The organism is Microbacterium sp. Marseille-Q6965 (assembly GCF_946151065.1).
GTDB lineage: Bacteria > Actinomycetota > Actinomycetes > Actinomycetales > Microbacteriaceae > Microbacterium.
In genome coordinates this window covers 659,867-681,455 of the sequence record NZ_CAMGZA010000001.1, presented here as the reverse complement: position 1 = coordinate 681,455, position 21,589 = coordinate 659,867, and the positions used below count along the sequence as shown (strand labels likewise).

General features: G+C 70.8%; 22 protein-coding genes. 16 read left to right on the top strand and 6 right to left on the bottom strand.

The features are described from left to right. Window positions 1–73: 73 nt before the first annotated feature. Both N8N77_RS03350 and N8N77_RS03345 read left to right on the top strand, forming a co-directional pair. Window positions 74–1,084 carry a sugar phosphate isomerase/epimerase gene (locus tag N8N77_RS03350; protein WP_261164613.1) on the top strand — a complete coding sequence of 337 codons (1,011 nt, stop codon included), beginning with the start codon at window positions 74–76 and terminating at the stop codon, window positions 1,082–1,084. Beyond that, entirely contained in the window at window positions 1,081–2,118 is a 1,038-nt protein-coding gene (locus N8N77_RS03345) for a zinc-binding dehydrogenase (RefSeq protein WP_261164611.1), read from the top strand. Before N8N77_RS03350 ends, N8N77_RS03345 begins: the two co-directional genes overlap by 4 nt. Before the next feature lie 42 nt (window positions 2,119–2,160). Here N8N77_RS03345 and N8N77_RS03340 read toward each other — a convergent pair whose 3' ends face one another. Together N8N77_RS03340 and N8N77_RS03335 are read right to left on the bottom strand one after the other, a co-directional pair. Continuing rightward, complete coding sequence (locus N8N77_RS03340) at window positions 2,161–2,898, bottom strand: FadR/GntR family transcriptional regulator (RefSeq protein ID WP_261164610.1); 738 nt, start codon at window positions 2,896–2,898, stop codon at window positions 2,161–2,163. Between the two features lie 25 nt (window positions 2,899–2,923). After that, window positions 2,924–3,733 (bottom strand): SDR family NAD(P)-dependent oxidoreductase, encoded by an 810-nt coding sequence (locus N8N77_RS03335; protein ID WP_261164608.1) that lies wholly within the window; start codon window positions 3,731–3,733, stop codon window positions 2,924–2,926. Window positions 3,734–3,894: 161 nt separating this feature from the next. Here N8N77_RS03335 and N8N77_RS03330 point away from each other — a divergent pair, with 161 nt between their 5' ends. The 4 genes from N8N77_RS03330 (at window position 3,895) to N8N77_RS03315 (ending at window position 7,610) form a co-directional block, all read left to right on the top strand. Further along, complete coding sequence (locus N8N77_RS03330) at window positions 3,895–5,193, top strand: sugar ABC transporter substrate-binding protein (RefSeq protein WP_261164607.1); 1,299 nt, start codon at window positions 3,895–3,897, stop codon at window positions 5,191–5,193. Window positions 5,194–5,287: 94 nt separating this feature from the next. Further along, window positions 5,288–6,214 carry a carbohydrate ABC transporter permease gene (locus tag N8N77_RS03325; RefSeq protein WP_261164606.1) on the top strand — a complete coding sequence of 309 codons (927 nt, stop codon included), beginning with the start codon at window positions 5,288–5,290 and terminating at the stop codon, window positions 6,212–6,214. After that, on the top strand, window positions 6,211–7,080 hold the full coding sequence (locus N8N77_RS03320; protein WP_261164605.1) for a carbohydrate ABC transporter permease: 870 nt from the start codon (window positions 6,211–6,213) through the stop codon (window positions 7,078–7,080). Before N8N77_RS03325 ends, N8N77_RS03320 begins: the two co-directional genes overlap by 4 nt. Next, complete coding sequence (locus N8N77_RS03315) at window positions 7,077–7,610, top strand: gluconokinase (protein WP_261164604.1); 534 nt, start codon at window positions 7,077–7,079, stop codon at window positions 7,608–7,610. Before N8N77_RS03320 ends, N8N77_RS03315 begins: the two co-directional genes overlap by 4 nt. 14 nt (window positions 7,611–7,624) lie before the next feature. On the opposite strand, the gene N8N77_RS03310 is transcribed toward N8N77_RS03315, so the two are convergent. After that, window positions 7,625–7,747, bottom strand: coding sequence for a hypothetical protein (locus N8N77_RS03310; protein ID WP_261164603.1), 123 nt, complete (start codon window positions 7,745–7,747; stop codon window positions 7,625–7,627). Between the two features lie 257 nt (window positions 7,748–8,004). On the opposite strand from N8N77_RS03310, the gene N8N77_RS03305 reads away from it, so the two are divergent. The 4 genes from N8N77_RS03305 (at window position 8,005) to nhaA (ending at window position 14,212) form a co-directional block, all read left to right on the top strand. Continuing rightward, window positions 8,005–8,592, top strand: a complete 588-nt coding sequence (locus tag N8N77_RS03305; RefSeq protein ID WP_261164602.1) for a 50S ribosomal protein L25/general stress protein Ctc — start codon at window positions 8,005–8,007, stop codon at window positions 8,590–8,592. Window positions 8,593–8,661: 69 nt separating this feature from the next. After that, window positions 8,662–9,249, top strand: a complete 588-nt coding sequence (pth, locus tag N8N77_RS03300) for an aminoacyl-tRNA hydrolase (protein WP_261164601.1) — start codon at window positions 8,662–8,664, stop codon at window positions 9,247–9,249. 54 nt (window positions 9,250–9,303) lie between these two features. Further along, a complete protein-coding gene (gene mfd, locus N8N77_RS03295) occupies window positions 9,304–12,918 on the top strand; it encodes a transcription-repair coupling factor (protein ID WP_261164600.1) in 3,615 nt (1,204 codons plus the stop codon). A gap of 79 nt (window positions 12,919–12,997) precedes the next feature. Next, entirely contained in the window at window positions 12,998–14,212 is a 1,215-nt protein-coding gene (nhaA, locus tag N8N77_RS03290; RefSeq protein ID WP_261164599.1) for a Na+/H+ antiporter NhaA, read from the top strand. 24 nt (window positions 14,213–14,236) lie between these two features. On the opposite strand, the gene N8N77_RS03285 is transcribed toward nhaA, so the two are convergent. After that, window positions 14,237–14,932: a MazG family protein gene (locus N8N77_RS03285; protein ID WP_396652768.1), complete on the bottom strand. Its 696-nt coding sequence runs from the start codon at window positions 14,930–14,932 to the stop codon at window positions 14,237–14,239. Window positions 14,933–14,961: 29 nt separating this feature from the next. Here N8N77_RS03285 and hisS point away from each other — a divergent pair, with 29 nt between their 5' ends. Together hisS and N8N77_RS03275 are read left to right on the top strand one after the other, a co-directional pair. Further along, window positions 14,962–16,242 carry a histidine--tRNA ligase gene (hisS, locus tag N8N77_RS03280; RefSeq protein ID WP_261164598.1) on the top strand — a complete coding sequence of 427 codons (1,281 nt, stop codon included), beginning with the start codon at window positions 14,962–14,964 and terminating at the stop codon, window positions 16,240–16,242. A gap of 57 nt (window positions 16,243–16,299) precedes the next feature. After that, window positions 16,300–16,692 (top strand): VOC family protein, encoded by a 393-nt coding sequence (locus N8N77_RS03275; RefSeq protein WP_261164597.1) that lies wholly within the window; start codon window positions 16,300–16,302, stop codon window positions 16,690–16,692. Between the two features lie 6 nt (window positions 16,693–16,698). Here N8N77_RS03275 and N8N77_RS03270 read toward each other — a convergent pair whose 3' ends face one another. After that, the gene (locus N8N77_RS03270) at window positions 16,699–17,181 is read right to left on the bottom strand and encodes an NUDIX domain-containing protein (protein ID WP_261164596.1); all 483 of its coding nucleotides are present in this window, start codon (window positions 17,179–17,181) and stop codon (window positions 16,699–16,701) included. Beyond that, complete coding sequence (gene chrA / locus N8N77_RS03265; RefSeq protein WP_261164595.1) at window positions 17,178–18,374, bottom strand: chromate efflux transporter; 1,197 nt, start codon at window positions 18,372–18,374, stop codon at window positions 17,178–17,180. Before chrA ends, N8N77_RS03270 begins: the two co-directional genes overlap by 4 nt. Before the next feature lie 83 nt (window positions 18,375–18,457). Between chrA and N8N77_RS03260 the strand changes: the two genes are divergently transcribed. The 4 genes from N8N77_RS03260 to N8N77_RS03245 are packed head-to-tail and all read left to right on the top strand — an operon-like array spanning window position 18,458 to window position 21,523. Continuing rightward, complete coding sequence (locus tag N8N77_RS03260; RefSeq protein ID WP_261164594.1) at window positions 18,458–18,835, top strand: GntR family transcriptional regulator; 378 nt, start codon at window positions 18,458–18,460, stop codon at window positions 18,833–18,835. Further along, window positions 18,832–19,896, top strand: coding sequence for a DUF1648 domain-containing protein (locus tag N8N77_RS03255; RefSeq protein WP_261164593.1), 1,065 nt, complete (start codon window positions 18,832–18,834; stop codon window positions 19,894–19,896). Before N8N77_RS03260 ends, N8N77_RS03255 begins: the two co-directional genes overlap by 4 nt. Beyond that, the gene (locus N8N77_RS03250) at window positions 19,893–20,828 is read left to right on the top strand and encodes a CPBP family intramembrane glutamic endopeptidase (RefSeq protein ID WP_261164592.1); all 936 of its coding nucleotides are present in this window, start codon (window positions 19,893–19,895) and stop codon (window positions 20,826–20,828) included. The genes N8N77_RS03255 and N8N77_RS03250 overlap by 4 nt, the downstream gene beginning before the upstream one ends. 32 nt (window positions 20,829–20,860) lie before the next feature. After that, complete coding sequence (locus N8N77_RS03245; RefSeq protein WP_261164591.1) at window positions 20,861–21,523, top strand: O-methyltransferase; 663 nt, start codon at window positions 20,861–20,863, stop codon at window positions 21,521–21,523. Window positions 21,524–21,589: the final 66 nt, after the last annotated feature.

The window sequence follows — 21,589 nt, the reverse complement described above, 5'->3', positions numbered from 1 at the left end:
AATGATCGTATAGGTATTACTTATTAGATGTGGGCGGATCATCCCGCGTCAAGTCACCGACAAAGAGGTTGCCATGAGAATCAGCGTCTTCCCGAAGGGGGACCTGGCCGCGCTGAGCGATTCGCGCACGATGACCGTGTTCGAGTGGATCGAGAAGGCGGCGTCCCTTCCCGCCGACGGGCTCGAGCTCTACTCGGGCATGTTCTGGCAGAGCGACGACGATTACCTCGACGCCATCGGGGAAGCGCTCGCGAAGGAGGGGTTCGAGATGCCGATGCTGTGCACCTCGCCCGACTTCACCCACCCCGACCCGTCCGTGCGGTCGGCGGAGTTCGATCGCCAGGTCGAGATCATGCGCTACGCACGCCATCTGGGCGGGCCGGGCGCCAGCGCGCGCGTGCTCTCGGGGCAGAAGCACCCCGAGATCACGCGCGAGGAGGGGATTGGGTACGTCGTCGACGCCTACCAGCGGCTGCTGCCCATCGCTCGCGAGATGGACGTCACGCTCGCCATGGAGAACCACTACAAGGACGGCTCCTGGGCCTACGTCGAGTTCGCCCAGCGGGCCGACGTCTTCCTGGAGATCGTCGGGGCCATCGACGACCGTGTCCACTTCGGCGTGCAGTACGACCCCTCGAACGCCATCGTGGCGGGCGAGGACTCCGCCGACTTCCTCGACCTCGTCGTCGACCGCGTCGTGACGATGCAGGCCTCCGACCGCTTCCTCGCCCCCGGCACGAGCCTCGCCGACCTCCGGCAGGCCGACGGCACGATCGGCTACTCGCCCGCGCTGCAGCACGGCGTGATCGGTCAGGGGATGAACGACTACCCCCGCATCTTCCGCACCCTCGCTGAGGCCGGTTACGACGGCTGGATCAGTATCGAGGACGGCGTCAACGGCATGTCCGAGATGCACGAGTCGGTGCTGTTCCTGCGCGAGGCGCGCGATCGGTACTTCGGCGGGTCGACCGCCGTCCGCGTCGAGAAGCAGGAGGAGGCGCGCGCCGCCGCCGGCCTGCCGAGCCTGGCCCGCCCGGCCCTCGATGAGGACGCACGGGCCACGGGAAGGGCGGCCGCACGATGAAGGCGCTCGTCAAGTACGCGCTCGAGGATGGTGCCGTCGAGCTCCGCGACGTCCCGGCCCCTCAGCTCGAGCCGGGCCACGTGCTCGTCGCCGCGCGCGCCGTCGGCGTGTGCGGCTCCGACGTGCACATGTGGCGCAACGGGCAGAGCTGGGACATCACGCTGCCCCTCGTGCTCGGCCACGAGACCGCGGGCGTCATCGCCGCCGTCGCGGACGACGTGACGCAGTGGCGGGTGGGGGATCGGGTGGTGTGCGAGACGGCGGCGAAGATCTGCGGCGTCTGCGCGCTGTGCCGCACGGGGCGATACAACCTCTGCCCGCAGCGCGAGGGGTACGGGGCCATGCGCGATGGGGCGTTCGGCGAACTGCTGCTCGCGGAGCCCCGCGTCCTGCACCGCATCCCCGACAACGTCAGCTTCGAGCAGGCTGCCATGACGGAACCCTTTGCCGTCGCGTACACCGCGGTGGTCGAGCGCACCGACATCAAGCCCGGCGATCTCGTCGTCGTGCAGGGGGCGGGCACGATCGGACAGTTGACGGCGCAGATGGCGCGGCTGCGCGGCGCGGGAACGATCGTCATGCTCGGCACCGGAATCGACGCCGCACGCCTGGCGAAGGCGCGGGACCTCGGCGTCGACCACACGATCGACATCACCTCTCAGGATGCGGCGGAGTTCGTGCGGGGTCTCGGCGACGGCCTGGGCGCCCACGTCGTCATCGACGCAACGGGGGTCAGCATCGCGCTGCAGCAGGGCCTCGAGCTGGTGCGTCCGTACGGGACCATCGTCAAGGTGGGCTGGGGACCGCAGCCGCTCGGGTTCAGTCTCGATCCCCTCGTGGCGAAGGCCGTGACCCTCGCCGGGTCGTTCTCGCACACCTGGACGACCTGGGAGGCCGTGCTGTCGCTCTTCTCGAGCGGGCGCCTCGAGACCGACCGCGTGCTCGGCGGCGTCTACCCGCTGGAGGAGTGGGAGGAGGCCTTCGAGGCGATGGAGTCCGGCCGCAACATCAAGAGCGTCATGGTCTTCTCCTGAACGGCTCCACGGGGACGGCGTCGAAGGCGCCGGCCCCGTGGATCAGGAGAACTCGTCGAGCGTGTCGGTGACGAGCGCGCGCGCGAGCTGTTCGGCCCGCTCGGTGTCCCTCTCGGCGATGGCGTGCGCAAGCTCGCGGTGCGTCGTCAGCGACGTCTCGGTGATGTCGTGCATGCCGGGCCGGGTGTCCACCGCCCTCGCGTGGAGCGTGGCGCCGATGGTGTCCGACAGCTGCGCGATGACGGGGTTCCCCGTGCCTTCGAGCAGGAGCCGGTGGAACGTCGCGTCGGCGTCGAAGTAGGCGCGGAGGTCGTGCAGTTCGTGCATCGCGGCGCCCATGCCGTCGGCCGCGGCGATGAGCTGCTGCGCCTGTTCGGGGCTCATGCGCTCGCTGGCAAAGCGCGCCGCCACCTGCTCGAGCCCCAGTCGCAGCTCGAGCAGCTCGCGCATCTGCTCCCGATAGCCATGGCCCTGCGAGCGCCAATGCACGACGTGGGGGTTCAGCAGATCCCAGCGCTCGCGGGGCAGCACCCGCGTGCCGACCTGCGGCCGTGACTCCAGCAGGCCCATCGAGGCGAGCGAGCGCAGGCTCTCGCGCACGACCGAGCGCGAGACGCCGAAGCGCTCCGAGATCTGCTCGGCGAACACGATGCTGCCGACCGGGAGCGTGCCGTCGATGATCTCCTGGCCGAGCGCCTGGAACACGTGCGCGTACAGGCCTCCGCCCATGCGGGCGCGTCGCTGTGCGCTGGTGCTGTCGCGCCGTGCGGGGTCGACCATGGGCGTCCTTTGGAGTGGTGGGCGATCAGAGGGCATCGAGGCCCTCGGCGGCGGCGCGTTCGTAGGCGAGGCGCGGAACCTGCGTCGCGAGCTTCCCGCCGCTGATGTCGATCAACGTACCCGTAATGTATCGGGCCTGGTCCGAGGCCAGGAAACAGACGAGGTTCGCGATGTCCGACTTCTGGCCCCAGCTGCGCAGCGTCAGGGTGTCGAGCAGTCGGGCCTGCTCAGCCTCCTCACGCTCCGTGAAGTGGTTGAGCGTCGTGGGGATCATGCCGGGCGCGTACGCGTTGGCCGTGATGTTCCACGGCCCCACCTCTCCGGCAAGGGCGCGGGTGAACTGGGTCACGGCGGACTTCGATCCCGCGTACGCGGCCGCGCCGACGATCGGGACGATCGCGGCGAACGAGGCCGCGTTGATGATCCGACCGCGGCGCTGTCGCTTCATGACGGGGAGGACGGCCTGGCAGGTGAGGAACGTGCCCTTCACGTTGACGTCGAAGCAGAGGTCCCACGCCCTCTCCCCGAGCTCGGCGACGTAGCCGTCGCCGCCGACGCCGGCGTTGTTCACGAGCGTGTCGATGCGCCCGAAGCGGACATCGACATCGGCGACGATCTCCCGGATGCGGGCCGCGTCGCGCACGTCGCAGTCGTACTCGGCGTGCGTGCCCCCGATCTCGTCCAGCTCCCGGGCCAGGCTCGCCAGGTCGTCTCGGTCGAGATCCAGCGAGACGGTGGTCACCCCCTCGCGCGCGAGGGTGAGGACGATCTCCCGTCCGATTCCCTTGCCGACGCCGGTGACGATGGCGACCTGGCCGGTCAGATCGAGCTCCACGATGAGCCTCCTTGAAAGGTGGGGGACTGCTCCCGGATGAGACGAGATGCGATGGTGACTTGCGCCTCCTTCGCATATTAGTGTTACTTATAGGGGTTATCCGATCTGCACCACAGCGTGTCCGTCCACTCGCGGGCACACACCCGATGAAGGGAGATGCAATGACGCATCGTTGGATCAGGGTCTCGACGGCGACGGCCGCGGCCGCCGTGCTCGTGACCGGACTCGCCGGATGCTCCGGCGGCGGCGAGGGGGACGGCGGCTCGCAGGTGCTGCGCGTGACCCTCGCGAACCACGTCTGGACGGACATCGTCAAGGAGAAGATCGCCGAGTTCGAGGAGGCCAACGAGGGGGTCACCGTCGAGGTCACTCAGCTCGGGGAGGACCAGCTCTCGGACCAGTACAACGTCAAGCTCAACGCGGGCACCGACGAGATCGACGTGATGATGTACCGCCCCCTCCAAGAGGGCAAGCTGTTCGCCCAGAACGGCTACCTGGCCGACCTCACCGACTACGTCTCCGCCGACGAGGAGTGGGACTGGAGCGACTTCCAGGAGGCCCCCGTGGCGGCCGTCACGCACGACGACGCCGTGATGGGCGTGCCGATCATCACCGAGCAGGAGGTGCTGTACTACCGCACCGATGTGCTGGAGAACCTCGGCATCGCGGTGCCCGAGACCCTCGAAGAGCTCGAGGCCGCCGCGAAGCAGATCAAGGAACAGGGCGAGATGGCGGGCTTCGTGGCCCGCACGGGCGCATCCGCGGCCGTGACGCAGTTCTCGAGCTTCCTGTACAGCATGGGCGGTGACTTCACGAACGAAGACGCCACCGAGGCGACCGTCGACAGCGACGCCGCGGTCGAGGCCTACGAGCTGTACGGGCGGCTCATCGGCCAGTACGGTCCCGACAACGTCTCCACGGACATGAGCTGGCCGGACGCCGCTGCCCTGTTCGCGCAGGGCCAGGTCGCGTTCTACACCGACGCGTCGAGCCTGTACAAGAACCTCACCGAGGCCGAGAACTCGACGGTCTCCGAGTCCGTCGGCTTCGCGCCGTTCCCCGCGGGGCCCGCCGGCTCCGTGCCCTACAACGTCCCGTCCTGGGCGCTCGGCATCAACAGTGCCTCGCAGAAGCAGGACCTCGCGTTCGACTTCGTCAAGTGGCTGACCAGCCCCGAGATGACCCTCGAGGTGCAGACGGCGGGCGTGCCCGCGGCCCGCGCCTCGGTGTGGGAGAACCCGGAGGGCGTGTCGAGCTTCCCGCCGCAGCTCGCCGAGGCGATCGCGATCGGCTCGGAGACGGGTGTCGGCTACGACCGCCCGCGCGTGGTCTCGGTCGCCGAGGCGCGTGAGATCGTCGGCGCTCCGATCGTGGTCGCGATCACCGGGGGTGACGTCGAGGCCGCCATCGAGCAGGCGCAGACGGAGTTCCAGGCGTTCCTCGACGACGAGAACGACTGAGCGGCCCTCCGTCGACACCGGCGGTGGTGCGTCGGGGCACGACCGGCGCACCACCGCCATCCCCACGCCCGTCAGCGAGCGTTCTGGAGAGACCATGACGACAACGACCGCACCCCGCGCCAGGACGCAGCCGTCCTTCTCGGCGTGGGCGAACCATCACCGGAAGTGGGTGCTCGCGGCCCCCGCCATGGTGTTCGTGGCCATGCTGCTCGTGTTCCCACTCGCGTGGACCGTGTACCTCAGCCTCACGGACGCGTCTGGGTCGATCCGCGCGGAGCACGACTTCATCGGCATCGACAACTATGTCGAGATCCTCGGCGACACCGACCGCTTCTGGCCCGCCGTCCTCCGCACGGCCATCTTCACCTTCGGGGCGCTCGCCGTCGAGATGACCCTCGGCATGCTGATCGCGCTGCTGCTGTGGCGACCGTTCCGCGGCCAGGGCCTCGTCCGCATCATCATCCTCCTGCCGCTCGTCGCGACGCCCGTCGCGGTGGGCATGATGTGGCGGCTCATCTTCGAACCGTCCATCGGCTTCGCCAACCAGCTCCTGTCGTGGTTCGGCATCCCCGCGCAGCCGTGGCTCGCGGGGGAGGCCACCGCGCTGCCCACCCTCATGTTCGTCGACATCTGGCAGTGGACGCCGATGGTCGTTCTCATCCTCCTGGCGGGCCTGACCTCGCTCTCCGACGAGCCCGACGAGGCCGCGCGGGTCGATGGCGCCAACGCCTGGCAGCGCTTCTGGCACGTGACGTTCCCGCTGGTGATGCCGACCTTCATCACCGCGATCCTGCTGCGCGGCATCGACGCGCTGAAGACGTTCGACATCCTCTACGCCACGAAGGGCAAGGGAGGCGGATCGTTCCACGAGGTCGAGACGCTGAACGTCTACGCCTACGGGCTGAGCTTCGACTACAACGAGTACGGGGAGTCATCCACCGTGCTGGTGATCTTCTTCCTGATGATCATCGGCTGCATCTGGCTCCTCACGATCCGCAGGAAGAAGAGCGCCGTCTCATGACCTCGACCGCAACCTCCCTCCTGGCGACCACGTCGCCGCTGCAGCGACGGCGCCCTCGTGGTCGCGGCTACAAGGCCTTCCGCGCCATCATGCTCGTCCTCGTGGCGCTGGCCTTCCTGGCACCGATCGTGTGGATGGTCCTCGCATCGTTCAAGACGAACGTCGACATCTACAACTCCGAGGCGGCGTTCGTCTTCACCCCGACGACGGTCAATTACGAGACGGTGTTCGGCCAGGCCGATTACCTGCAGTTCATCTGGAACAGCCTCTTCGTCGCGGCAGCGGCGACGGCGCTGTCCCTGCTGCTCGCCGTGCCCGCCGCGTACTCGATGAGCCGCTTCGTGATGAAGAAGTCGGCCGTGCTCGTGCTGCTCGCCCGCGTGATCCCGGGCGTGAGCCTGCTCGTGCCGTGGTACTTCGTGTTCGCGAACCTGCGCGTCGTCGGCACCTACACGCCGCTCGTGCTCTCGCACATGTTCGTCTCGCTGCCGCTGATCCTCTACATCATGATGTCGTTCTTCGACTCCCTGCCGGAGGAGCTCGAGGAGCAGGCGCAGGTGGACGGGCTCACGCCGATCGGCGCGTTCCTGCGGATCACGCTCCCGCTGTCCATCCCGGGGGTGGCCACGGCCAGCATCCTGTCGTTCATCTTCTCGTGGAACAACTTCATGTTCGCGCTCGTGCTTTCGGGGGCGAGCACGAAGACGCTCCCGGTCGCGATCTTCGACTTCGTCGGGTACGCGTCCATCGACTGGGGCGGCCTGATGGCGGCCGCGGTCGTCGTGACCATTCCCATCATGGTCATCGCGCTGTTCACGCAGAAGTACATCGTGTCCGGGCTCACCGCGGGAGCGACGAAGGGATGACGCCGCCGGCCTCGTCGTACCCTCCCGTCGTCGTCATGGGAGTGCAGGGGGCGGGGAAGTCGACCATCGCGAACATGCTGGCCGAGCGGATCCGGGGGCGCTACGTCGACGGTGACCGGCTGCACTCGGCCGAGAACGTGGCGAAGATGGCGTCGGGCGTGCCGCTCACGGACGAGGACCGCGTGCCCTGGCTGCACGCGATCGGCGCGACGCTCGCATCGGGTCGCGATCGCGGCATCGTCGTGGTGTGCTCGGCGTTGCGCCGGGCGTACCGCGACGTGCTGCGCGCCGACGCCCCTGGGACGGTGTTCGTGCACCTGCACGGGTCGTTCGAGCTGATCTGGTCGCGGGTGAACTCCCGCAGCCACGAGTACATGCCGCCGGTCCTGCTGCGCTCGCAGTTCGACTCACTCGAACCGCTGCAGCCGGACGAGGCGGGAATCGTGCTCGACGTCGCCGAGACGCCGCATGCGCTCGTCGACGCCGCGGTGGCCTTCCTCGACCGCCGGCGCCGCGGTGGCGCGGCCTGACCGCGCGCGAGAGGTTACTTGCGGGAGCCGGCGCGACCGAGGGAGTAGAACGCGCCGACGATCAGGACGGCGGTGACGGCGGACATGCCGCCGATGACCCAGGTGATCACGTGCGACCAGGTGGCAGCGTCGAGCATGCGATGACTCCTTCGCGAGACGGGCGCCCCCGTTCGGGACACCCTCTCAGGCTATCGCTCGGCGTCGATTGTCGTTCCTTCGGGCGGTTCGGGTAGCATGGAAGCACCTCGGCGAGGGACGGCCGTGCGCGTGCGCGCCCGGTGTCCGTGATCGACGCGGTGTTGCGGGCCCCGTGGCTCTCCTCACGCGTTGCGTTCGAGTCGAGAAAGCAGACCACCGCGGCGGACGCATCGCCGTGTGCACGAGGAGAACATCAATGTCCGAGAACGCCACCCTGTCCGCCGAGACCCGCACCGAGTTCGGCAAGGGCTACGCTCGCCGCCTGCGCGCCGCCGGCAAGATCCCCGCCGTCATCTACGGCCACGGCGCCGAGCCGATCCACGTCGCCCTGCCGGGCCACGAGACGGCGCTGATCGTCCGCCAGGCCAACGCGCTCATCGACCTCACGGTCGACGGCACCGCGCACCTCGTCCTCGTGAAGGACGTGCAGCGCGACCCGGTGCGCCAGGTGATCGAGCACGTCGACCTGATCGTCGTGCAGCAGGGCGAGAAGATCCAGGTCGACGTCCCGATCGTCGTCACCGGCGAGAGCGCCCCCGGCACGATCCACATGCTCGAGGCGTCGTCGCTGACCGTCGAGGTCGAGGCCACGCACATCCCCGAGCAGCTCGAGGTGTCGGTCGAGGGCCTCGAGGAGGGCGCCCACATCACGGCGGCCGACGTCACGCTGCCGCAGGGCGCCAGCCTGGCGATCGACGCCGAGACGCTCATCGTCGCCGTGTCGACGCCGCGCGGTGAGTCGGCCGACGAGGCCGAGGGCGGCGCCGAGGAGTCGGCCGAGTAATCCCGATCCTGCCGGAAGGGGGTGCGACGATCCGTCGCACCCCCTTCCGCTGTCCACTGGAGGAGACGCATGGCCGACACATGGCTGGTCGTCGGGCTCGGCAACCCCGGCCCCCGCTATGAGCTGACCCGACACAACGTCGGCCAGCTCGTCGTCGACGAGCTCGCGGCCCGGATGGGGGCGTCGTTCAGCCCGCAGAAGCAGGCGAACGCCCGCGTCGCGGAGGGTCGCCTGCGCATCGGTGGAGCGAAGCTCGTCGCCGCCAAGCCGAACTCGTTCATGAACGTGTCGGGCGGCCCGGTCTCCTCGCTGGCGAAGTTCTTCAAGATCGATCCCGACCGGGTCATCGTCGTCCACGACGAGCTCGACATCCCGTTCGACACCCTCCGGCTGAAGGCCGGCGGCGGGCACGGTGGACACAACGGCGTGCGCGACGTGGCGAAGGCCCTCGGCACGCCCGACTTCGTGCGCGTGCGGGTGGGCATCGGCCGGCCTCCGGGTCGGCAGGATCCGGCGGACTGGGTGCTCGATCCCTTCGGCGCCACCGAGCGCAAGACCCTGCCGATCCTCGTCTCGGAGGCTGCAGACGCCGTGGAGCTGATCGTGGAGGAGGGCCTCGTCGCCGCCCAGCAACGGGTCCACGCGCCGAAGGCCTGAGCACGCCGTCCGCCAGGCCGGACCGGTGCCGGTCGCGCCGCGTAGACTTGATCGGTGACTGTGCACGGGATCTCGCGCGCCCTCGACCGCTCGGAGTCCTTCCGCGACGCGATCTCGAACGCAGGCGTCGATGCGGACCTCTCGCTCGTCGACGGACTCGACGCCCCCGCGCTCGCCGCGCTGCTCGCGCGCCGCGCGGCATCCGGCCGTCCCGCCGCGTTGCTCGTCATCGCGCCGACGGGGCGGCGTGCCGACGCCCTCGGCGCGGCGCTGCACTCGCTCGTGCCCGACGCCACTGTCGTGAGCTTCCCGGCATGGGAGACGCTGCCGCACGAGCGCCTCAGCCCGAGTGCCGAGACGGTGGGGCGGCGGCTGGCCACGCTGCGCGCCCTCGCCGCGTGGGACGGCTCCGCGCCGATCGTCGTGACCGCTTCCGTGCGCGCGGCCGTGCAACCACTGGCGCCGGGGCTCGCGGATGTCGAGCCGATCGTGCTGGCGACGGGGGAACGGGGGCACGACCTCGACGAGATCGTCGCCGCCCTCGTCGAGCGTGCGTACACCCGTGTCGACATGGTGTCGCGGCGCGGCGAGTTCGCCGTGCGCGGCGGGATCCTCGACGTGTTCCCGCCCGTGGCGGAGCACCCCTATCGCATCGAGTTCTTCGGCGACGAGGTGGATCAGATCCGGGCCTTCTCGGTGGCGGACCAGCGATCGCTCCCCGGCGACGTGGCACGCGTCGAGCTCGTGCCGAGCCGCGAGCTGCTGCTCACGGACGAGGTGCGCCAGCGCGCTCGTGCGCTGCAGGGAACCCTCCCGGGCATCGCCCAGTTGTTGGAGCGCATGGCCGAGGGCATTCCGTCGGAGGGCATGGAGTCGCTCACGCCGGTGGTCGCGGGCCCGCTGGTCTCGCTCGCCGGCTATCTGCCGCCCGGTGCCGCGGTGGCGCTCGTGGATCCCGAGCGGGCGGTGACCCGCGCTCTCTCGCTCGCCGACACGAACCGCGAGTTCCTCGACGCGGCGTGGAGCGCGGCGACGAGTGGCGCGAGCGCCCCCGTCGATCTCGCCAGCGGCGACTTCCTCACGATCGGTCGGCTGCGCGATGACGTGCGTGCCGGCGGCGGCGTGTGGTGGACGCTGAGCCCCTTCGACTCGGGCGCGGCGGATATCGCGGCGGAGCTCGCGGAGGCGGGCGAGGAGCACGAGGCCGTCGAGGGCACGCGGATCCGCGGATCGATCGTCCCCTCGTTCCACGGCAACGTCGACGGCGCCACCGAGCACATCGCCACGCGGGTGCGCGAGGGGTGGGCGGTGGTCGTCGTGGCCGAGGGCGCGGGGCTCGTCGAGCGCGCCCGCGACGTGCTGTCGGAGCGCGGCATCGCGGCACGCATCGTCGAGGCGCTGGACGAGTCGCCCGAGCCCGGCGTGGTCACGCTCGTGCGCGGCGCGATCGAGCAGGGCTTCGAGTCGGACGAGGCCCGCCTGGCGGTGCTCAGCGAGAACGAGTTCTACGGCCGCACGATCGGCGGCACGAGCCGCGGCCCGAAGAAGCTGGCCTCGCGCCGGCGCAACGTCGTCGACCCCCTGCAGTTGAAGCCCGGCGACTTCGTCGTGCACGCCACTCACGGCATCGGCCGGTTCGTCGAGATGACCAAGCGGCAGGTCTCCACGGGTGGGCGCAACGCCGTGAAGTCGGAACGCGACTACCTCGTGCTGGAGTACGCGCCCTCCAAGAGGGGCTACCCGGGCGACAAGCTGTTCGTGCCGACCGACCAGCTCGATCTGCTGTCGAAGTACGTCGGCGGCGAGAGCCCGCAGCTGTCGAAGATGGGCGGCAGCGACTGGGCCCAGGCCAAGAGCAAGGCGCGCCGCGCCGTGCGCGACATCGCCATCGAGCTCGTCAAGCTCTACTCGGCGCGCATGGCCGCGAAGGGCCACGCGTTCGGCCCCGACACGCCCTGGCAGCGCGAGCTGGAGGAGGCGTTCCCCTTCGCCGAGACTCCCGATCAGTTGCAGACGATCGACGAGATCAAGCGCGACATGGAGCGGCCGGTCCCGATGGACCGCCTGCTCTCGGGCGACGTCGGCTTCGGCAAGACCGAGGTCGCCGTGCGCGCGGCGTTCAAGGCGATCCAGGACGGCAAGCAGGTGGCCATGCTCGTGCCGACCACGCTGCTCGTGAAGCAGCACCTCGAGACCTTCCAGGAGCGCTTCGCGGGCTTCCCCGTCAAGGTCCGCCCGCTCAGCCGCTTCCAGACCGAGAAGGAGGCGCGCGAGACCGTGCAGGGCCTGCTCGACGGTTCCGTCGACATGGTGATCGGCACGCACCGGATCCTCACGGAGCGCGTGCGCTTCAAGGATCTGGGCCTGCTCATCGTCGACGAGGAGCAGCGCTTCGGCGTGGAGCACAAGGACGCGCTGAAGAAGCTCAAGACGAACGTCGACATCCTCGCGATGAGCGCGACGCCCATCCCGCGCACCCTCGAGATGGCCGTCACGGGGATCCGCGAGATGTCGACGCTGGCGACCCCGCCGGAGGACCGGCACCCGATCCTGTCGTATGTCGGCCCCCGCAACGACAAGCAACTGGCCGCGGCGATCCGGCGCGAGCTGCTGCGCGAGGGCCAGGTCTTCTACGTGCACAACCGCGTGCAGTCGATCAACTCGGTCGCCGCGCACCTGGCGGAGCTCGTGCCGGAAGCGCGCATCGCGGTGGCGCACGGCAAGATGGGCGAGCATCAGCTGGAGCAGGTCGTCGACGACTTCTGGGAGCGCAAGTTCGACGTGCTCGTGTGCACGACGATCATCGAGACCGGCATCGACATCGCGAACGCGAACACGATCATCATCGACCGGGCCGACAAGTACGGGCTGGCCCAGCTGCATCAGCTGCGCGGACGCGTCGGGCGCGGGCGCGAGCGGGCGTACGCCTACTTCGTGTACGACGAGCACAAGCCGCTCAGCGAGACGGCCGCCGACCGCCTGCAGACCATCGCGGTCCACAACGACCTCGGCTCCGGCACGCAGGTGGCGATGAAGGACCTCGAGCTGCGCGGTGCCGGCAACCTGCTCGGTGCCGAGCAGGCGGGCCACATCGCCGGGGTCGGCTTCGACCTGTATCTGCGCATGATCGGTGAGGCCGTCGCGGCGTTCCGCGGCGAGGAGAGCGAGGGGCCCACCGAGCTGCGCCTCGAGCTGCCGGTGGATGCGCGCATCCCCGAGTCCTACATCGACAGCGAGCGGCTGCGCCTCGAGGCGTACCAGAAGCTCTCGGCGGCCGCCGCCGTCACAGCCCCGGACGATGCGATCGACCTCGTCGTCGAGGAGCTCACGGACCGCTACGGCGAGCCGCCCGCCGAGGTGCAGGGTCTCGTGCGCGTGGCCCGGCTGCGGCGCCGGGCGGCGAGCGCGGGCCTGGCGGACGTTGTGGCGATGGGCAAGAACCTGCGCGTCGCGCCGGCGAACCTGGCCGACTCGATGAAGATTCGAGTGCAGCGACTGTATCCCGGCGCGAAGATCCTCTCGGGCGGCGAGGCCATGGTCGTACCGCTGCCCACGAGGATCGAACCGGGCGACGACGCCGCGCTGATCGGCTGGGTCGCTCAGCTGCTGGACGCGATCTTCCCCGTGCCTGAGCGGACCCCGACGGGGACGGTCCCGACCGCCGGGTAGGGTGGAAGGCGGTGTGCCGGGAAGTCTGGTCGGCGTCGCGCGCGATCCGCGCGCGTCTCTCCGACCCCGAAAGGACACGATGAAGCTTCTTCGCTCCGAGCGCTTCCCCGCCTTCCTGCTCCTGGGCGCCGCGGCGCTCGGCCTGATCGTCGCGAACCTGCCGTTCGGCGCCGACGTGATCGCGTGGAGCCACGCGCACCTGGCCATCCCGGGCACGGGCCTGGACCTGTCCATCGCCCACTGGGTGAGCGATTTCCTGCTCGCGATCTTCTTCTTCGGCGTCGCGGTCGAGCTGCAGTACGAGCTCACAAAGGGGCAGCTCAACAGCGCCCGCAAGGCGGTCCAGCCGGCGATCGCCGCCGCCGGGGGCGTGCTCGTGCCGATCGCCGTCTATCTGGTGTTCGCCGCGGGTGACCCCGCCACGCGAGACGGTTGGCCGGTGCCGACCGCGACCGACATCGCGTTCGCCCTGGGCGTGCTGGCCATGTTCGGCCGCGGGCTGCCGTCGCGGGTCCGCGTCTTCCTGCTCGCCCTCGCGATCATCGACGACATCGTCGGCATCCTGTTCATCGCGGTGCTGTTCGCCCACGACATCGACTTCGGAAGCCTCGCCATCGGCGCCCTGTTCGTGGTGGCCTTCGCCGTACTCAGCCGCTTCCGCACAGACCGCAACACGGTGGTGGTGACGATCGCCATGGTCGCGCTCGGACTCGCCGCCTGGGCGTTCGTGTTCCTCGGGGGGATCCACGCGACGATCGCCGGCGTCATGCTGGGTCTGGCGATCCGGCAGGATGAGGGCATGCGCGCGCGCCACGCGCTCGAGCCGTGGATCAACGGGCTGATCCTGCCGGTCTTCGCCTTCTTCGCGGCGCTCGTGATGATCCCGCAGGTGTCGCCGGCCGAGCTGTCGCCGGCGCTGTGGGGCATCCTCGTGGCGCTGCCCGTGGGCAAGCTCATCGGCATCTCGCTGTTCGGGTGGATCGCGGTGCGCATCCGCCCGAAGGGCGAGCCCGTCTCGATCGCGTTCCCCGACATCCTCGCCGCCGCCGCGCTCGGCGGCATCGGCTTCACCGTCTCGCTGCTCATGGCGAACCTCGCGTTCGAGGCGGGTGGCCTGCGCGATCAGGCCATCCTCGGCGTGCTCGGCGGATCGACGATCTCGCTGATCCTCGCCGCCGTGCTCGTCTCGCTGCGCGCCCGGCACCACCGGCGGCTGCAGAGCGAGGGGCGCGAGGACGCCGTTCCCGAGCGCGGCGAGCCGGACCCGCACGAGATCAAGGGACAGCTGGACTGACGCCGAGGTCCGCGCCGCCGCCGCTTACTCGGCGGCGCGGATCTCGTCCGCCAGATCGCGCAGACGGGAGCGCAGGGCGCGCTCGGCGTCCCAGCCCCGAGCGCGAGCGAGGGCGACCAGGCCCAGCAGGGTGTCGCCCAGCTCCTCCTCGGAGGAGGGGAGCGCCTCGACCCCCTCGGCCTGCTCGATCGCCTCGGCCGCCGCGATGTCCTCGAGCAGCTCGGCACCCACTCTCACCTGGGCGCCCTTGCCCAGCAGCTTCTGCGCGAGCGCGAGCGACGGCATGGAGGAGGCGACCCCGTCGAGCACCGAGGTGCGCTCGCGCTTCTCGGACGCCTTCGCGGCGGTCCATAGCTCCAGCACGCGCTCGGGCGTCTCCGCCGTCTCGCCGCCGAAAACGTGCGGGTGGCGGCGGATCATCTTCTCCGTCAGGCCGCGGGCCACGTCGTCGATGTCGAACGGGTCGTCCTCCCGCGACGACAGCTCCGCGTGGAACAGCACCTGCCACAGCAGGTCGCCGAGCTCCTCGCGCATCTCCGCGCGGTCTCCGCGCTCCACGGCATCGACGAGCTCCGCCGACTCCTCGATGAGGTAGGGCACGAGCCGCTCGTGCGTCATGGCCTGCGTCCAGACGCAGCGCTCCCGCACCTCGCGCATGGTGTCGGCCGCCCGCTTCAGCTCGTCTCCGAATCCGCTCACTCCTCCATCCTCCCGGATCATCGGGCGGGGGATGGGAGAATCGAAGCGCTATGGCTTCCGTGAACGCGCCGCGCGGCATGCGCGACTTCCTCCCGTCCGACAAGGCCCGCCGCGAGCGGGTGCTCTCCGTGATCCGCGAGCGCTACCGCGCCCACGGGTTCGACGAGATCGAGACGCCCGTCATGGAGGAGTACGGGCGGCTGCACGCCGGCATCGGCGGCGACAACGAGAAGCTCGCCTTCAACGTGCTCCGCCGCGGCCTGGACGCCGAGGCGATCCGCGCGGCGGCCGAGGACCCGGCGGCGCTGACCGACCTCGGTCTGCGGTACGACCTCACCGTGCCGCTGGCGCGCTTCTACGCCACCCACCGGGCGGAGCTGCCGGGAGTCTTCCGATCCGTGCAGATCGCCCCCGTGTGGCGCGCGGAGCGGCCGCAGAAGGGCCGCTACCGCCAGTTCATGCAGTGCGACATCGACATCATCGGCGACGATTCGGCGCGCGCCGAGGCCGAGCTCATCGTCGCATCGCTCGACACGCTCGACGCCCTGCGGCTCGAGGGGGCGACCGTGCGGATCAACGACCGTCGCGCGCTCGACGCGATGCTCGACGTTTTCGGGTTCGCACCCGACGAGCGGCCGGGCGTGCTCATCACCATCGACAAGCTCGACAAGATCGGCCCCGCCGGGGTCGCCGCCGAGCTGCGCGAGCGCGGAGCGAGCGCATCCGCGGTCGACGCGTTCGAGCAGTTCCTCGGCCGCGCACCCGGCGGGGAGGGCCCCTTCGGCGAGGCGCAGATCCGTGCCTCGCTGCCCGAGGGCGTCGGCGACGTGGTGATCGCGCACCTCCTCGGCATCGGAGAGGCTGTCGCCGCGGCGCGCGGTGAGGCCGTGCCTCCCCTCGTCTTCGATCCGTTCCTCGTCCGCGGCATGGGCTACTACACGGGCACCATCTTCGAGCTCGCCCACCCCTCGGTGACGTACTCCCTCGGCGGCGGGGGGCGCTACGACGGCATGATCGGCCGCTTCCTCGGCCAGGACGTGCCCGCGGTGGGCTTCTCGATCGGCTTCGAGCGGATCGTGGACCTCGTCGCGCTGGCCGACTCGGACGCCGCCCCGGCCGTCGTCCTCGTGCACGACCGCGACGTCGCCGTGGCCGAGCTCGTGGCCCTCAAGGCGGCACTCGTGGCGGAGGGCTCGCGCGTGCGACTCGAGAAGCGCACGAAGAACCTCAAGGGGCTCCTCGCCCGCGCGTCGGCCGACGGCTACTCGGCGTTCGCGACCGTGGCGGCGGGGACGACGCGCAGCGATCTCGAGCTCAAACCGCTCGGCTGATCCGGGCGCTTGCGCCGGCCGGCCTTCCCCGCGAGACTCGCGGGGAGAGGAGACGGCATGGCGCAGTCGCTGTACCTGTGGTTCCCCGGCACCGCGGCCGAGGCGCTCACCTTCTATCACGAGACGTTCGGCGGCGAGCTGGTGCTGCACACGTATGCGGACTTCGGGCGCGCGGACGGGCCGGGCGACGCGATCGCCCACGGCGTGCTCTCCGGTCCGGTGAATCTGTACGGCTGCGACGCGAACGGCGACGAGGACGCGGTCGTCATGCAGGGCGTGAGTCTTGCGTTGCTCGGCGTCGGGGATGCGGCGACGTCGGCCCGCTGGTTCGACGCGCTTGGTGCAGGCGGCACGGTGATCGACCCGCTCCAGGCGCGCGGCTGGGGAGCCCACGACGGCCAGGTGCGCGATCGCTACGGCGTGCGCTGGCTGATCGGCTACGAGGCCTGACGGCCGTCAGAAACCCACGGGTGTGACGGGATCGAGGCCGCCGTCTCGCAGGCGGTCCAGCACGAGCCGTTCGTGCGGCACGACCGGGTCGGGCAGGCCGCCCAGCGGGAACCACTGCAGCTCGGCGGCCTTGTCCTCCTGGAGCGACGGCTCGCCGTTCCAGCGGTCGCACGCGAAGAAGAAGTCGACCCGCTCGTCGATCGCGGCGCCGTCGCCCGTGCGGTGCTCGACCGTGAGGAACACGAGAGCGGAAGGGTCGATGACAACGCCGAGCTCCTCGAGCGCCTCACGCGAGGCCGCCTGCAGCACCGTCTCGCCACGCTCGACGTGCCCCGCCGCGCCGGCGGCCCAGTGGCCGTCGTAGTAGCCGGTGCCCGCGCGAAGCTGCAGCAGCACCTCGTCTCCGCGCCGCAGGAACACGTAGGCGGCGGGGATCACCGCGAAGCGGCCGTGACGGGCGGCGTAGGCCTCGGAATAGCGCTCGGTCATGGCCAGACCCCCGTGAGGACGCCGCCGACGGCGCCGACGATGACGACGATCCACGGTGGCAACCGGAAGGCGACCAACAGGACGAAGCAGACGAGCGCAAGGGCGAAGGCGGTGCCGCCGGTCACGGCGGTCGTGAACACGGGGTCGTAGAGCGCCGCCGCGAGGATGCCGACGACCGCGGCGTTCGCGCCGTTCATCAGCCCCTGCCCGTTCGCGCTGGTCCGCAGGGACGCCCAGAAGGGCAGGGCCGCGACGAGCAGGAGGAAGCCGGGCAGGAACACGGCCAGCAGCGCGATGAACGCCCCGGTCGCGCCGCCGGCGCCGTTGTCGCTCACGGCCCCGAGGAAGGCCGCGAACGTGAACAGCGGCCCCGGCAGGGCCTGGGCGACGCCATAGCCCGCGAGGAACTCCGGCGGCGCGACCCACCCCGCTGCCACGACCTCGCCCTCCAGCAGGGGGAGCACGACGTGCCCGCCGCCGAACACCAGCGCGCCGGCGCGATAGAACGCGTCGGCCAGCGACACGGCCGGGTCGCCGGCGGTCGCGGCGATGGGCAGGCCGACGAGGAGCACGACGAACACCGCGAGCGCGAGGAGACCGACCGTGCGTGAGACGGGCACGCGCAGGTGTTCCGACGGCGGAAGCTGCGCGGGCCGGCACAGCAGCAGACCGACGACGGCGCCGAGCGCGATCGCGGTCACCTGGCCCGATGCTCCGGCCGCCAGCAGAGCGATCGCCGCCGCGCCGGCGGCGATCGCCGCGCGGGTGCGATCGGGGGTGAGGGTGCGGGCCATGCCCCAGACCGCCTGCGCGACGATCGCGACGGCCACGACCTTGAGCCCGTCCAGAAGGCCCTCGCCGACCGGGCCTCGGAAGAGCGCTGCGCCGAAGCCGAACGCCACCATGAGCAGCGCCGACGGAAGGGTGAACGCGACAAAGGCGGCAAGGGCGCCGAGGGGACCGGCCCGCAGCAGGCCGATGGCGAAGCCGACCTGGCTCGACGCCGGCCCCGGCAGGAACTGGCACAGAGCGACGAGGTCGGCGTAGGAGCGGTCGTCGAGCCATCGCCGCCGCTCGACGAACTCGGCCCGAAAGAAGCCGAGGTGCGCGACGGGGCCCCCGAACGACGTCACGCCCAGCTTCAGGAACGCTCGCGCGACCTCACCCCAGCTTCCCCGCGCGATCGTGTGCACGCCCGGAGTGTATCGAGCGAAGGTGTACCGCCAGATTGACTGTGTTGTTCTAATGCAACTAGAATAACCCCGAGGAGGCCGCGATGCTGCTGAGGATCGACCCGACGCGGGACGAACCGGTGTACGCGCAGCTGGCCGCGTCGATCCGCGCGGACATCGCCGCCGGCCGCGTCGTGGCGGGCGAGCGGCTCCCGTCGGCGAAGGACGTCGCCGGTTCGCTCGACGTGAATCTGCACACGGTGCTGCACGCGTACCAGGTGCTGCGCGACGAGGGGCTCATCTCCATGCGGCCGGGCAGGGGAGCGGTCGTCGCGGAGCGCGGGGCCGCCGTCGCCATCCTGCTGCCGCGGATCGCGCGGCTGGCGGCGCAGGCGGACGAGCTCGGCATCGACCGCGAAACGCTCGCCTCACTCGTGCGCGATGCGGGCACCGAAGACATCCGGAAGGGAACGAGCGAATGACGACGACTCTCACCGGGCGGGCCGCCCGCCGCCGCTACGCGATCATCGCACTGGTGATCCCGCTCGCGCTGCAGGCCGTCGTGCTGCTCGCGCAGCTCGCTCTGGTGCCGCTCCTGCCCGACCCCGCTGCGTCGCACTGGGGCTTCTCGGGCGTGCCGGACGGCTTCACCTCACCGTGGCTGCTGCCGCTCGTCACCGCGGGAACCGGCATCGGCGTCACGCTTCTCGTCGGGCTCTCCCCGTACCTGGCGGACGCCGCTCCACAGGATCGGCGTGGCCGCCCGATGAGCTACCGCCTGTTCGCCGCCGTCGTGTGGGCCGAGACCGGCTTCGTCGGCACGCTCGCGCTGGCGACCTTCCTCCCGCAGGTCGGGCTCGACGACGCACGGGACGCGCTGCTGCCCGGCTGGTGGGCCCTCGTCGGCCTCGGACTCGCGGCCGTGCTCGCGCTCATCGCGTGGAAGACGGTCGTGGAACCGCCGCTCGTCGCGCAGGCGTCCGAGACGCCCGCGCCGATCATGCTTCGCGGCGAGGAGCACGCGGTCTGGCTCAAGACCGTGTCGATGAGCCGCGCCGGCCTCGGCCTCGTCGGGGTGCTGCTCGCGGTCACGCTGCTCACCACGGGCGCCACCCTGTACGCGCAGCTCGCCGCGGGGGCGCCCGTGTCGGGCGGCCTGCTCCTCAGCGTCGGCGTGCTGATCCTCGTCGCGCTCCTCGTCCTGACGAACACGGTGTTCCGTGTGCGGATCGACGATGCCGGCCTCGACGTGCGCTCGCCGATCGGATGGCCGCGCGTGCGAATCCGCCGCGACCGGATCCGCTCCGCCACCGTCGTGCACGTCAACCCGATGGGCGAGTACGGAGGGTGGGGCTGGCGCTTCAGCATCAACGCCGGCTGGGGCGTGATCCTGCGCACCGGCGAGGCGATCCGCATCCTGCGCACGGACGGGCGGGCGTTCACCGTGACGGTCGACGACGCCGAGACCGGGGCCGCCCTCTTGAACGGACTCATCGCCCGGGAGGGCGCCAACGGTGACGGACCCGAGGAGACGAAGCGATGACCACCGCCCATCTCACTCCGCAGGCGCGCGTGCCGTGGAACGCCGTCGCCCTGTTCACGGCCCTCGTGCTGCTGCTCGGATGGGCGGTGGCGCTCCCGCTGTGGCTCGGCGGGCTCGCCGGGCAACCCATCGCCACCGTCATCGTCTCGGCGATGATGTGGACGCCGGCGCTGGCGACGCTCGTGGTCGTGCTCGTCATGAGGGTGCCGCGCCGCGACGTCTGGCGATTCCTGGGCGTGTGGCCGCTGCGCCCCGTCGGTCGCACCATCGGCCTCGCGGTCGCGGCGCTGCTCGCGCCGGTGGTCATCACGCTCCTCGTCGTCGCGGTGTCGGCGTGGTTCGGCCTGGTGCGTCTCGACCTCGTGCACTTTTCGGGTTTCGCCGAGCAGCTCGCCGCGAGCGGCGTCGACCCATCGGGGCTGCCCCTGGGCGCGATCGTCCTGACCCAGCTGATCGCCGTGCCGTTCGCCGCCGTGATCCCCAACGCGATCCTCGCCTTCGGGGAGGAGGTCGGTTGGCGTGGCTGGCTGCTCGCCGCGCTGCGACCGTGGGGTCTCTGGCCGGCGCTGCTGCTGAGCGGCGTGATCTGGGGGCTGTGGCATGCGCCGATCACCCTGCTGGGGCACAACTTCGGTCGTACCGACGCCACCGGCGTGGTGTTGATGATCGGCGGCTGCGTGGCCTGGGGTGTGTTGCTGGGCTGGACGCGGCTGCGCACCGGATCGGTGTGGCCGGCGGTCTTCGCCCACGGCGCGCTGAACGCCGTGGGGGCCATCGTCCTCGCGCTCGCCGCCGCGGGGGAGCGGCCGGACATGGCCGTGGTCGGTCCGCTCGGAGTGGTCGCCTGGGTCGTGATCGCCCTCATCGTGGTCGTGATGGTGCTCGCGGGGGCGTTCCGCCCGTCGCGGCTGGAGCAGCCGGTCGGGGGTTGACCGCGCACGGCGGCGGGCGCTGGGATGGGGCCATGGCTGAACCGACGCCCGCGGCATGGGACGCCGCCGACCGCTACCTCGCCGACACGCTCGTCGGCCACGACCCCGCGCTTGAGGCGGCGCTCGCCGCTCAGCGCGCCGCGGGGCTGCCCGACATCGAGGTCTCGCCGCCGGCCGGAAAGCTCCTGCACCTCCTGGCTCGTATCGCGGGCGCGCGACGCGTGCTGGAGGTCGGCACCCTCGGCGGCTACTCGACGATCTGGCTGGCGCGGGCGGTCGGCGAGGAGGGCGAGGTCGTGACGATCGAGGCGGAGCCCGCGCACGCCGCCGTCGCGCGCGAGAACGTCGACCGTGCCGGCGTCGGCGATCGCGTCGACATTCGCCTGGGGGCAGCCGCCGACGTGCTGCCGACCCTCGTCCCCGGATTCGACCTCGTTTTCATCGACGCCGACAAGGAGCGCAACACGCTTTACCTGGACTGGGCCGCACGGCTCGGCCATCCCGGCACCGTGGTCGTCGTGGACAACATCGGCCGCGCGGGCGAGATCATCCATCCCGACACCGCCGACCCGCGCGTGCGCGGCACGCGCGAGGGTCTCGAGATGCTCGGCGACGATCCCCGGTTCGACGCCTCGGCGCTGCAGACCGTGGGCGCCAAGGGCTGGGACGGCATCGCCGTCGCCATCGTCGTGTGAGGGCGTGGGGAACACCGGCGCAGGGGCAACGGGCGGCCCCCGGGCACGACTAGGCTGAAATCGGAT